The organism is Xanthobacter autotrophicus, assembly GCF_029991245.1.
GTDB classification, from domain to species: Bacteria; Pseudomonadota; Alphaproteobacteria; order Rhizobiales; family Xanthobacteraceae; genus Xanthobacter; species Xanthobacter autotrophicus_C.
In genome coordinates this window covers 16,074-28,675 of the sequence record NZ_JAIVFO010000003.1, presented here as the reverse complement: position 1 = coordinate 28,675, position 12,602 = coordinate 16,074, and the positions used below count along the sequence as shown (strand labels likewise).

9 protein-coding genes are annotated in these 12,602 nt (G+C 67.2%); 4 read left to right on the top strand and 5 right to left on the bottom strand.

Annotation, left to right across the window (positions count from 1 at the left end; all coding sequences use genetic code 11):
• Positions 1-67 precede the first annotated feature (67 nt).
• The gene (locus tag K9U41_RS01375; RefSeq protein WP_282639061.1) at positions 68-3,277 is read right to left on the bottom strand and encodes an efflux RND transporter permease subunit; all 3,210 of its coding nucleotides are present in this window, start codon (positions 3,275-3,277) and stop codon (positions 68-70) included.
• A gap of 28 nt (positions 3,278-3,305) precedes the next feature.
• A complete protein-coding gene (locus tag K9U41_RS01370; protein ID WP_282639060.1) occupies positions 3,306-4,601 on the bottom strand; it encodes an efflux RND transporter periplasmic adaptor subunit in 1,296 nt (431 codons plus the stop codon).
• A gap of 368 nt (positions 4,602-4,969) precedes the next feature.
• Between K9U41_RS01370 and secA the strand changes: the two genes are divergently transcribed.
• A complete protein-coding gene (secA, locus tag K9U41_RS01365) occupies positions 4,970-7,765 on the top strand; it encodes a preprotein translocase subunit SecA (protein ID WP_282639059.1) in 2,796 nt (931 codons plus the stop codon).
• A 79-nt stretch (positions 7,766-7,844) separates the two neighbouring features.
• On the opposite strand, the gene K9U41_RS01360 is transcribed toward secA, so the two are convergent.
• From K9U41_RS01360 to K9U41_RS01350, 3 genes are all read right to left on the bottom strand, one after another.
• On the bottom strand, positions 7,845-8,699 hold the full coding sequence (locus tag K9U41_RS01360) for an FkbM family methyltransferase (protein ID WP_282639058.1): 855 nt from the start codon (positions 8,697-8,699) through the stop codon (positions 7,845-7,847).
• 41 nt (positions 8,700-8,740) lie between these two features.
• Positions 8,741-10,006 carry a L,D-transpeptidase family protein gene (locus K9U41_RS01355; RefSeq protein WP_432715715.1) on the bottom strand — a complete coding sequence of 422 codons (1,266 nt, stop codon included), beginning with the start codon at positions 10,004-10,006 and terminating at the stop codon, positions 8,741-8,743.
• A 243-nt stretch (positions 10,007-10,249) separates the two neighbouring features.
• Positions 10,250-11,203, bottom strand: coding sequence for an acetyl-CoA carboxylase carboxyltransferase subunit alpha (locus tag K9U41_RS01350; protein WP_282639056.1), 954 nt, complete (start codon positions 11,201-11,203; stop codon positions 10,250-10,252).
• Between the two features lie 338 nt (positions 11,204-11,541).
• On the opposite strand from K9U41_RS01350, the gene K9U41_RS01345 reads away from it, so the two are divergent.
• From K9U41_RS01345 to K9U41_RS01335, 3 genes are all read left to right on the top strand, one after another.
• The gene (locus tag K9U41_RS01345; RefSeq protein WP_282639055.1) at positions 11,542-11,769 is read left to right on the top strand and encodes a hypothetical protein; all 228 of its coding nucleotides are present in this window, start codon (positions 11,542-11,544) and stop codon (positions 11,767-11,769) included.
• Positions 11,770-11,882: 113 nt separating this feature from the next.
• Positions 11,883-12,173, top strand: coding sequence for a YggT family protein (locus K9U41_RS01340; protein WP_282639054.1), 291 nt, complete (start codon positions 11,883-11,885; stop codon positions 12,171-12,173).
• A gap of 17 nt (positions 12,174-12,190) precedes the next feature.
• Positions 12,191-12,523, top strand: a complete 333-nt coding sequence (locus tag K9U41_RS01335; protein ID WP_282639053.1) for a DUF167 family protein — start codon at positions 12,191-12,193, stop codon at positions 12,521-12,523.
• The last annotated feature ends 79 nt before the right edge of the window (positions 12,524-12,602 follow it).

Genomic DNA, 12,602 nt, shown 5'->3' with positions numbered 1-12,602 from the left:
TTTGCGGCGACATCTGCCCGCACAATGGGCAGATGTCACGGGTTTCGGCAGGACCGTCGCGCCCCGATCAGGCAGATGCGGGCGCGGGTGGCACCCCCGCATCAGCTGCGGGGGTTTCCGGCGGCTCGGGCGGCGCATGGCCCGCGGGCTTCTTCCGGCCCTTCATCTTCTCCTCGAACCGCTGCAGCACCGTATAGAACGACGGCACGAACAGCACCGCGAGGCAGGTGGAGGCCAGCATGCCCGAGACCACGGCGATGCCGATGGACTTGCGGGAATTGGCACCGGCACCGGTGGCGAACACCAGCGGCAGCACGCCCAGGATGAAGGCGAACGAAGTCATGAGGATGGGGCGGAACCGGAGCCGCGAGGCCTCCACCGCCGCATCCATGATGTCCATCCCCTCCGCCCGTTTCTCGCGCGCATATTCCACGATCAGGATGGCGTTCTTCGAGGCAAGGGCGATCAGCAGCACCAGGCCGATCTGGGTGTAGAGGTTGTTGGAGATGCCGAGGCCCACCAGCGCGCCCACCGTGCCGAGCAGCGCCAGCGGCACCGCCAGGATCACCGCCATGGGCTGGATCCAGCTCTCATACTGGCCGGCCAGCACGAAATAGACCAGCAGGATGGCGAGGCCGAACACGTAGTAGATCTGATTGCCGACCGCCTTCTCCTGGTAGGACATGGCGGTCCACTCGAAGCCCGTGCCCGGCGGCAGCGTCGCGGTGGCGATCTGTTCCATGAGCGAGAGCGCCTGGCCCGAGGAGAAGCCCTCGGCGGTGCCGCCCACCACGGTGGAGCTGGGATACAGGTTGTAGAGGGAGATCAGCGGCGGGCCCTGCACCATCTTCACGGTGGCGAGGGTGCCCAGCGGGATCATCTGTCCCTTGGGTGTGCGCACCTTCAGGTTGGTGAGGTCGGTCGGGGTGATGCGATAACCCGATTCGGCCTGCACATAGACCTGGAAGACGTTGCCGAACTTGTTGATCTGGTTGACGTAGGTGGAGCCGAGATAGGACGAGATGGTGTCGAACACCTGCCCCACCGTGACTCCCAGCGTCTCCGCCTTGACCCGGTTGACCTCCACCTCCACCTGCGGCGCCCCGGCGCGGAACGACGAGGAGACGTGCTGGAGGGCGGACTGGGCCGAAGCCTTGTCCACCATGGAGGTGGTGATCTGCTCCAGCAGCCGGTAGTCGAAATTGCCGTTGCGCAGCTGGGGCTGCATGGTGAAGCCGGCGGCGTTGCCGATGCCCTGGATGGCCGGCGGCAGCAGGATCAGCACCTCCGCCTGCACCACGTCCGCCACCGCCTTGTTCAGGTTGATGTAGAGCGAGAGCAGGTCCTGGCCGGTGGTGGCATAGCGCTCCGACCACGGCTTCAGGGTGATGTAGGTCACGCCCGCATTGGCCAGCGTGGATGAATTGTCCAGCACCGAGATGCCGGAGATGGCGAGCACCGTCTCGACCCCCGGCACCTTGCGGATGCGATCGCTGACATCCGCCATCACCTTCTTGGTGCGGTTGAGGTTCGAGGCGTCCGGCAGCTGCACGTGGGCGAGGAAATAGCCCTGGTCCTCGATGGGCAGGAAGGAGGTGGGCACGCGGGTGAGGCCGTAGGCGGCGACACCCATGAGCCCCAGGGCGATGATCACCATGAGCTTGGAGTGATGCACCATGCGGGAGATGAGGCCCGCATAGCCATGCTCCGCCCTGGCGTAGATCTTGTTGAAGCCGCGAAAGATGACGTTGCGTTTTTCCGGCGGCACCGGCTGGCGCAGCCACAGGGCGCACTGGGTAGGCTTCAGCGTCGCCGCATTGATGGCCGAGATGAAGGCCGTGGCGGCGATGACCAGCGCGAACTGCTTGAACATCTGCCCGGTGAGGCCGGGAATGAACGAGGCCGGCAGGAACACGCTCATGAGCACCAGCGTGATGCCCACCACCGGGCCGAACAGCTCGTCCATGGCCTTTTCGGCGGCCGGCTGGCCCGCCATGCCCTCCTCGATGTGGCGGGCCACGCCCTCCACGATGACGATGGCGTCGTCCACCACGATGCCGATGGCCAGGATGATGGCGAACAGCGTGGACAGGTTGATGGTGAAGCCCATGGCGTCCATGGCCGCGAACGCGCCGATGATGGTCACCGGCACGGTGGTGGCCGGCACCAGGGTGGCCCGCCAGTCCTGCAGGAACAGCAGGATCACCACCAGCACCAGGAGCGCCGCCTCGAACAGGGTCTTCCAGACCTCGTCGATGGAGGCGGACACGAACAGGGTGGTGTTGAAGGGGATGCTGTATTCGAGGCCTTCTGGGAAGTCCTTCTTCAGCTCCTCCATTTTCTTGGAGACGCGCGCCGCCACGTCGAGGGCGTTGGCGGCGGGCAGCTGGAAGATGCCGATGCCGGCGGCGGGCTTGTTGTCCTGGGTGAAGTCCTTGGAATAGCTCTGCGCGCCCAGCTCCACCCGGCCGATATCGCGGATGCGGACGATGCGGCCGCCGTCCGAATTGTCCACCTTGACGATGATGTTCTCATAGTCCTTGGCGTCGTCGAGGCGGCCGGCGATGTTCACCGTATACTGGAACGCGGCATTGTCCGGCGCCGGCGGAATGCCGAGCTGGCCGGGGGTGACGATCTGGCTCTGCTTCTGGATGGCGTTGGAGATGTCCTGGGGAGTGAGGCCGAAGGCCTGCATGCGGTCCGGGTCCATCCAGATGCGCAGGGCATAGGTGCCGGCACCGAAGATGCCCACGTTGGCGACGCCCTCGACACGCTCCAGCTCGTTCTGGATGTTGATGATGGCGTAATTGTTCAGGAACAGCCCGTCATAGCGCCCGTCCGGCGAGATCAGGGTCACGAACTCGAGGATCGAGGTGCCCTTCTGCAGGATGGTGACGCCCTGCGCCTGCACCGCCGTGGGCAGCGAGGCGAGGGCGATGTTGACGCGGTTCTGCACCAGCACCTGCGCCATGTTGGGATCGGCGCCGATCTCGAAGGTGACGACCAGCGTGTAGGTGCCGTCGGAGGCCGACCACGACTGCATGTACAGCATGCCCTCGACGCCGTTCACCTGCTGCTCGATGGGCAGGGCGACGGTGTCGATCATGGTCTTGGCGGAGGCGCCCGGATAGGAGGTCGAGACGGAGACCGTGGGCGGCACGATGTTGGGATACTGCGACACCGGCAGCCGCGACAGCGAGACCAGCCCGATCAGCACGAAGACCAGTGCGAGCACGTTCGAGAGGACCGGCCGCTCGATGAAAAAGCGCGATACCATGGGCGCAGCCTCTTTCTTCGAGAGCGGGTCAGTTCTTCGGTGTCGAAGGTGCCGCGGACGGCGGCACCGTGGGCGCAGCCTTGGCGGGGGCATCGGCGGGCGCGACGCCGGCAGGCTTGGCCAGCGGCTTGTTGCCCAGGTCGATGGCGGGCGGCGCGATGCCGACGATCGTGCCCTCCTCCACCTTCACCTTGGAGCCCGGCACCGCGCGCTGGATGCCGCTGATGATGATGCGGTCGCCGGCCTTCAGGCCGGTCTGGATGGCGCGCAGCCCGTCGGCCTGGAGCTGGCCGAGGGTCACCTGGGTCTGGGAGACCACATTGTCGGCGCTCACAGTCAGGACATAGGGCCCGAGCTGGTTGGCGTTGAGCGCTGCATCGGGCACCAGCACGGTGGTCTGCGCCGCACCCAGCGGCACCCGCACCCGCGCGAACAGGCCCGGCAGCAGCGCGAAATCGTCGTTCTGGAACAAGCCGCGCACGGTCAGCGTGCCGAGGTTGGGGTCCACCTGCGGCGCCACATAGTCGATCTTGCCCTGATGGGGATAGCCGGTCTCGGTCTGGAGGCCGATCTCGATGTCGAGGTCCGGCACGTCGCGGGTGAGGGAAACCAGCGAGCGGCCCTGCCTGGCGAGGTGCTCCTTGATGCGCAGCACTTCCTGCTCGCTCAGGGTGAACCAGACCCAGATTGGGTTGAGCTGGACCACGGTGGCAAGCTTGGTGGGGCCGCCATAGCCGACCAGCGCGCCCACGTCCTGAAGGTGGGCGGTGACGGCGCCGTCGAACGGCGCGGTGATCTGGGTATAGCCGAGATTGATCTGGGCCAGCACCAGGGAGGCCTGGGCGTTCGCCACCTCGGCCACCGCCGAATCGCGCTTGGCGCGGGCCTGGTCGAGGGTGGCCTGGGAGGCGAAGTCCTGCTTGGCGAGCTGCGCCTGCCGGTTGAATTCGGCCTCGGCCTGCACCTGCGCGGCCTGGTTGGCGGCGAGCTGGGCCTTGGCCTGGTCCACCTGGGCCTTGTACTGGTCCTGCTCGATCACGAACAGAACGGTGCCCTTCTTGGCGAGGGCGCCGTCCTTGTAGTTGATCTCAGTGAGGAAGCCCTGGACGCGCGCCTCCAAGTCCACCGAATTGATGGCGGCGGTATTGCCGGTCAGCTCGAGGAAGCGGGTGACCGGCTTCTCCAGAACGGGGGCAACGGTAACGGCAGCGGGGGGAGGCGGTACGTAGGTATTCTTTTCCTCGCAGGCCGAGAGCAGAAAAGCCGCGCCAAGCGCCACCATGCCGTGGCGCAGCCCGCCGGACACCCCGATCCCCCCCACCATACCGCATTCCCCCATATCGCAGTTGCGCCGGATACTAAGCACCGGGTCATGACGTGTCCATGAGGGGAATGGGCTGAACCGCGCCCGCGGCCTGAAGACCTAACGGCAACGGCCGCGGCGGCCGCCGCTCGCATTGACATTGCCCTGACCCGTTCATAAGTGTCCGCGTGGCACGCTGCCCGATAAACGGAAGCGGGACTTGAGGAGCGGGATCTGGGCTGCGCGCATTGCCGCTGCGCCCGGCCCCGTCCCTTCGGACTTGCTGACGCCGCATTGAAGGTGTCCAACGGCGCATCATTTTCCGGAGGGTCCGGCGGCTCGTCTCCGCCCTCCTTGTGACCTGACGGATCGGAACAGAGACACAACCCATGTTAGGTGGACTTGCCCGCAAGCTCTTCGGCTCCGCGAACGATCGCCGGGTGAAGGGATACCGTCCCCGCGTTCAGGCCATCAATGCGCTGGAACAGGAGCTGGAAGCCCTCTCGGACGATCAACTCCGGGCCCGCACCATCGATTTCCGCCGCCAGCTGGCCGAGGGCAAGACCCTCGACGACCTGCTGGTGCCCGCCTTCGCCACCGTGCGCGAAGGCGCCAAGCGCGCCCTGGGCATGCGCCCGTTCGATGTGCAGCTCATCGGCGGCATGGTGCTGCATGAAGGCGGCATCGCCGAGATGAAGACCGGCGAAGGCAAGACGCTGGTTGCCACCCTCCCGGTCTATCTCAACGCCCTGGCCGGCAAGGGCGTGCATGTGGTGACGGTGAATGACTACCTCGCCAAGCGCGACGCCGAATGGATGGGGCGGCTCTACCGCTTCCTCGGCCTGTCCACCGGCATCATCGTGCACGGGCTCGACGACGACGAGCGGCGCGTGGCCTATGCCAGCGACGTCACCTATGCCACCAACAACGAGCTGGGCTTCGACTATCTGCGCGACAACATGAAGTACGAGCGCGGCCAGATGGTCCAGCGCTCGCATTTCTACGCCATCGTGGACGAGGTGGATTCCATCCTCATCGACGAGGCGCGCACGCCCCTCATCATCTCCGGCCCGCTCGACGACCGCTCCGACTTCTACAACACCATCGACGCCTATATTCCGCGCCTCGCCAAGGAAGACTACGAGGTGGACGAGAAGCAGCGCTCCGTCTCCATGACCGAAGCCGGCATGGAAAAGATGGAGCAGATGCTCAGCGCGGCGGGGGTGCTGAAGTCGGACTCCCTCTATGACATCGAGAATGTCTCGGTGGTCCACCACGTGAACCAGGCCCTGCGCGCGCACACCCTGTTCCAGCGCGACAAGGACTACATCGTCCGCAACGACGAAGTGGTGATCATCGACGAGTTCACCGGCCGCATGATGCCGGGCCGGCGCTATTCGGAAGGCCTGCACCAGGCGCTGGAGGCCAAGGAGCACGTCCAGGTCCAGCCCGAGAACCAGACGCTGGCCTCCATCACCTTCCAGAATTATTTCCGCCTCTACGAGAAGCTGTCCGGCATGACCGGCACCGCCAACACCGAGGCGGCGGAATTCGCCGACATCTACAAGCTCGAGGTGGTGGAGATCCCCACCAACGTGCACATCTCCCGCATCGACGACGATGACGAGGTCTATCGCACCGCCGGCGAGAAGTACGCGGCCATCATCGAGCTGATCAAGGAGTGCGCGGAGCGCAGCCAGCCGGCGCTGGTGGGCACCACCTCCATCGAGAAGTCCGAGCTTCTGGCCGAGCTGCTGAAGCAGGCCGGCTTCCGGCAGAAGGACTTTTCCGACCCGACCGCCTTCAGCGGCCGCGAACTTCTCATCAACGACCGCTCCGGCAAGAGCTTCGCGGTGCTGAACGCGCGCTACCACGAGCAGGAGGCCTACATCGTCTCCCAGGCGGGCGTGCCGGGAGCGATCACCATCGCCACCAACATGGCCGGCCGCGGCACCGACATCAAGCTCGGCGGCTCGGCGGACATGCGCATCGAGATCGAGCTGAAGGACCTGCCCGAAGGCGCCGAGCGCGCCGCGGCGGAAGCCAAGATCCGCGCCGAGGTGGAAGAGCTGAAGCAGAAGGCGCTGGAGGCCGGCGGCCTCTACGTGCTCGGCACCGAGCGCCACGAGAGCCGGCGCATCGACAACCAGCTGCGCGGCCGCTCCGGCCGCCAGGGCGACCCCGGCCATTCCAAGTTCTTCCTGTCGCTGGAAGACGACCTGATGCGCATCTTCGGGTCCGACCGGCTCGACGGCATGCTGCAGCGCCTCGGCCTCAAGGAAGGCGAGGCCATCATCCATCCGTGGATCAACAAGGCCCTGGAGAAGGCGCAGCAGAAGGTCGAGGCGCGCAACTACGACATGCGCAAGAACGTCCTCAAATACGACGACGTGCTGAACGACCAGCGCAAGGTGGTGTTCGAGCAGCGCGTGGAGCTGATGAACGACGAGGACGTGGCCGAGACGGTGGAGGATATGCGCCATGCCCTCATCACCGAGACCGTGGCCAAGTTCATCCCCGAGAACGCCTATCCCGAGCAGTGGGACGTGGACGGCCTCGACACCGCGCTGAAGGAGACGCTCGCCCTCGACCTTCCGGTGAAGGACTGGGCCACGGAAGAGGGCATCGCCGGCCCCGAGGTCACCGAGCGCATCATCCGCCGTGCCGACGAGCTGATGGCGGCCAAGACCGCCCAGTACGGGCCGGACATCATGCGCTATGTGGAGAAGTCCATTCTCCTCCAGACCCTCGACCATCTCTGGCGCGAGCATATCGGCATGCTCGACCACCTGCGGCAGGTGGTGGGCCTGCGCGGCTACGCCCAGCGCGATCCGCTCAACGAATACAAGTCGGAAGCCTTCAACCTGTTCTCCGCGCTGCTGAACCGGCTGCGGGAGGTGGTCACCGCCCAGCTCATGCGGGTGGAGATCGTGACCCAGCAGCCCATGCCGGAAGAGCTGCCGCTGATGGAGGCCCATCATACCGACCCCTTCACCGGGGAAGACGAGATGGCGTTCTCCGGCGCGGCGCTGGGCAGCCGGCCGGAACCGCTCCTGTCCGGCGACCTCGCCGTGGCCGAGCGCGATCCCAACGATCCCGAGAGCTGGGGCAAGGTGGGCCGCAACGAGGCCTGCCCCTGCGGCTCCGGCAAGAAGTACAAGCACTGCCACGGCCGCTTCGGCTGACGGGCGGCCAGCGGAGGCAGCGCCCCGGGCGGCGCGGCAGACGAACCATCAGCATGGCCGGCGCAGCGGTGCGCCGCCCTCAGCCCGCCGGGATCATCGCAAGATAGCGCGTGGTCGCATCGGCCGGGACCACGCCGCGGGCGGCCAGATGGTCCACGCAATTGAGCGCCAGGTCGTATGAGCGGTAGACGTGGTGGGCGACGAGGGCAAGTTGCTTCAGCTGCTCGGCGCTCATGGCGTCGGGCGCCATGAAATTGCGCACATAGACTGCATCAGCCTCGACGATCTGGTTGATGGCCGCGAACCGGTCCGGCCGTTGCAGCGGCAGGATCATGCGCCGGCTCATTGCCGCCAGCATGTGCGGGACGAAGCCCCGCGCCCTCAGGGCGAGGTCGACCGCGCCGAAGGCGGGCTGGCCCTTGTAGAGGGGGATCAAGGAGACCTCCGCCTGCACGCACACCGCCTGGTCGAGCAGCGCCCCGGCGGTCTCGATCACGGCGAGTTCACCGCCCTGGAGATCCATTTTCAGGAAATCAAGGTCGGCAATCTCGTCCACTGCGGCCAGGGGACGCGTCTCCAATGCCACCCGGCTGGTCACCAGGCCCCATTCGGCCAAACCGGGAAAAGCGGCGAGAGCGAGCGGGTCCGGCTCGTAGAGGCTGGTCATCCCCTGGGACTGGCAGACATGGAGCACCTGCCATCCACCGGCGCCGATGGCATAGGGCAGGTAGGTCTCGAGCGCGCCCTTCGCCGCGTTGAGCCGGGCAAGGGCGTCCGGCTGCGGCTCGAAGCCGACCACGCGGCATAGCCCCAGCTCAAGCATGGCCTTGTAGGGCGGCTCGCCGTCGATGGGGTTCGCCCCCACATCCACCACGGCGGTCAGCCGCTCGGGCGCCAGCAGGGCGCGCAACTGGCAAATGTATGGATTGGTCAAGGCGGCCTCCGTCGCAAACCGACGCGGGCGCGCCGGCAGTCCTATGGGGAGAAACTGTTCGTAGGCAGACTGGACGCTGCGCCGGCAAGCGTGCCGGACGGCATCATGCCGGCTGCGGAGGCAAGCGTTGCCGGCTTGCGTCCCACCGCGGCTGACTTGTCCGAACGGGGCGGTACCGCGGACCCGGACGGCTGGGCGGCGGGTGCGGTGGCAGGCCGGACCGGCGGCACGGGAGCACCTGCTGCGGTCTGGGTCGGGGCGGCCGGCGCCGCAGCCGCACCGCTGGCCGTCGCCACCGGGGCCACCGCCGCCTCGCTGTCCAGGGCCACCTTTTCAGGCGTCATCTTGGGCGGGTTGACGTGTTCGGGCAGCGTACCGGGCGCCTCGGCGAACGACATCTGGCCGCTCTCGCGCTCCTTGAGCTTGGCGAGAAACACCGGGTGCATGCCGCCGTCCGCATTGGTGCGCACCGGCGCCAGCGGCGCGGACGGCGTGAGCGCCGCCACCTGGGCCTCGTCGCTGTGCTGCTTCTCGGCCACGGCAGACGCGACCTGCGGCGGCACCTGGTAGGGCGGGCAGGACGCGTTGGCATCGAAGCTGCGGCCGGGCACGGCCTCGGCGTCGAACACATAGGCGCGCCCGCACACGTTCACCTTCGGCTCCTGCTTCGTCACCTCGAAGTGGTCGTAGCCCTGCTTCAGGTTGCGCCAGAAGGCCATGTTCGGATTGTTGCGGTGGCGGGCGAGGTTCTTCGGCGTCATGCGGAAGGGATAGGCCTGCACCTGGAAGGCGCGCTGGCCGCCGGCAAAGCTCTCCCGCGCCAGCGAGAAGATCTCGGAAATCTGCTCGTCCGTCATGGCGTAGCAGCCAGCCGACGAGCAGTCGCCGTGCACCATCAGGAACTCGCCCGTCCGCCCGTAGGAGCGGTCAAAGGCGTTGGGGAAGCCGAGATTGAACGACAGGTAGTAGTTGGAATTCGGGTTCATCTGCCCGGGCGTGATGGTGTAGAAGCCCTCCGGCGCCTGCCGGTCGCCCATGCGCACCTTGGGGCCGAGTTCGCCCGACCAGCGGCAGATGGGGTAGGTCTTCAGCAGCGCATAGGAGCCGTCGGAGGTGGCCTTCCACACTTCGAGTTCGGCTTCCTGCTTGAAGATGCGCACGAGCATCGGGCTCGCCGGCGACATGTCCTTCTTCGCGATCAGGGACACCATTTCCGGCGTGAGCGGCTTGTTGGCCTTGCGCGCCACTTCGTCGGTCTGGTTGCAGGCGGCGAGCGCGAGCGCTGCGGTGGCGGCCAGGGCCACCATGCGGATGCGGGACGAGAACGTCGCCCACGGACGGTTCGACGCGAAACGGTTCACCGCGCAACTCCTGGGTCCGTACCGGCCACATGGACCGACAGGGTTAGCCCCTTCCCCTTGATGATGCGTTAGCATCCTCACGAGCCCCGCGCAGCGTTGCCGCCGCCTGGACAGGCCTGCAGAAAATAAGGCAAATACGGCCAAGATGAGATGCCGGGCCGGCATTGGCCGCCTGCCGTGCGTTCATGGTTAAAGCGACCGGCCGATTGCGAGAAATTTGTCACGCCGCGCCTTGCGCACTTCGGAGCCGTCAAGGCCGGCGAGCTGCGACAGCGCCTCGGCGAGGGCATCCCCGGCGGCGGCGATGGTGGCCTCCGGATCGCGATGGGCACCGCCGGGCGGCTCCTTCACGATGGCATCGATGATGCCGAACTTCAGCAGGTCCTGCGCCGTGATCTTCATGTTGGTGGCGGCGTCCTGCGCCTTCGCGGTGTCGCGCCACAGGATGGAGGCCGCGCCTTCCGGCGAGATCACGCTGTAGATGGCGTGCTCCATCATCAGCACCCTGTTGGCGGTGGCGATGGCGATGGCCCCGCCCGAACCGCCCTCGCCGATGATCAGAGCCACATTGGGCGCGCCCAGCGCGAGACAGGCATCGGTGGAGCGGGCGATGGCCTCGGCCTGGCCGCGCTCCTCGGCGCCGATGCCGGGGTAGGCACCGGCGGTATCCACCAGCGAGATCAGCGGGATGGCGAAGCGGTCGGCCAGCTCCATGATGCGCGCCGCCTTGCGGTAGCCCTCGGGGCGCGCCATGCCGAAATTGTGCCGGATACGGGTTTCCGTGGTGGAGCCCTTCTCGTGGCCCAGCACGCACACCGCCTCGCCGCGGAAGCGGGCGAAGCCGCCGATGATGGCCTCGTCCTCACCGAACTTGCGGTCGCCGGCGAGCGGCGTGAAATCCTCGAACAGGCCCTTGGCGAAATCGGCGAAATGGGGCCGCTGCGGATGCCGCGCGACCAGCGTCTTCTGCCAGGGGGTGAGATTTGCGTAGAGGGCCAGGAGCGCCTCGCGGGCCTTGGTCTCGAGCCGCTGCACCTCGTCGGTGATGACGACGCCATCGCCGGCGGAAGCGAGCGCGCGCAGCTCTTCCACCTTGGCCTCGAGTTCGGCGACCGGCTTCTCGAAGTCCAGATAGCTGCGCATGAGGGTCCGTAAAGGTTGGAGGAGGCCCCTTGCCGGTGCCGCCCACGGGGCCGGAAGCTGCCCGCGCCGGGTCGGCAAGTCAAGGCCGGCACGTCAAGGGCCGCAATTCAAGGGCGGCAATTCAAGGGTGGCACGCAAGCCGGGCACGTCATGGGTCGTCACCGCTGGAGCAGAGGCTCCGGGGTCGCGGCGGTCAGCCCCGGCACCGGCCAAAACCCCTTTAAAGCGTGACCCCTCCTAAACGTGAAGGCCATGCCGCCGCTTTCGCATTCGGCACTGCAACGGAAGGGGCGGCAAGAGCGTTGGTCTCCAATCATGGTCACATCATGGAGGCAGCCATGGCCGCCCACAAACACACCCTTCCAAGGCAGAGCGCGCCCAAGGCCGCAAAGCCGGGCCGCGCGCCGGTTTCCCGCGGTCCGGCCCCTGCGGCGCCACCGCCGGACTACGACTTTCCCGCCGCCGGTCCCCACGCCCGGCCTCACCTGATGGATCCCGAGCGCACCCCCGGCACCGGCGCCCTCTCGGAGCCGGGCCGCTCGCGGGACGGGGACGCGACGGGCTGACGCAGGTCCGGCGGGAAACCTCCATCCGGGCCGCCGCGACGGCCTGCGGCCTTGTTCGGAACCGCCTCGGGGGGCTATTGCTGACGCGCAACTCCCCGGGGACCCTTCCTGCGATGCGCGCGCTGCTCGACGTCATCCTTCTCGTTCTTCAGCTCTATGTCTGGCTGCTCATCGCCTCGGCGGTGCTGTCCTGGCTCGTGGCGTTCAACGTGGTGAACGCCCACAATTCGTTCGTCCGCGGCTTGGGCGAGTTCCTGTACCGGATCACCGAGCCGGTGCTCGCGCCCATCCGCTCCGTCCTGCCCAACCTCGGCGGCCTCGACCTGTCGCCCATGGTGCTGATCCTGATCATCTTCTTCATCGAGCGGGTCATCGCCTACTACATCTACCCCATCGCGTTCTGACGGGCGGGCGGGGCCTGTTGTCGTTCCTGAAGCTCCTGCCCGACGGCCTGGAGGTGAGCGTGCGCGCCACCCCGCGGGGCGGCCGCGATGCCCTCGACGGCGTCGCGGAACTGTCCGATGGCCGCGCTGTCCTGAAGATCCGGGTCAAGGCCGCGCCGGAGGACGGCGCGGCGACGGCGGCCGTCACCCGCGTGCTGGCCCAGGCGGCAGGCGTGGCCGCATCCCAGGTCAGGCTCACCTCCGGCGCCACGGCCCGGGTGAAGACGTTCCGTATCGCCGGCAACGCGACCGCGCTGGCCGCTGCCCTCACCGAGGCCGCGGCGGCCCCCGCCGGCAAGGGGCGGAAATAGGCGGGCGGAAATAGGCCCGGGGGTCCCGGAGCGCTCGGAGCATGGGCCGTTGGTCAAGCCGGCCTGGCGCCGACCAAGG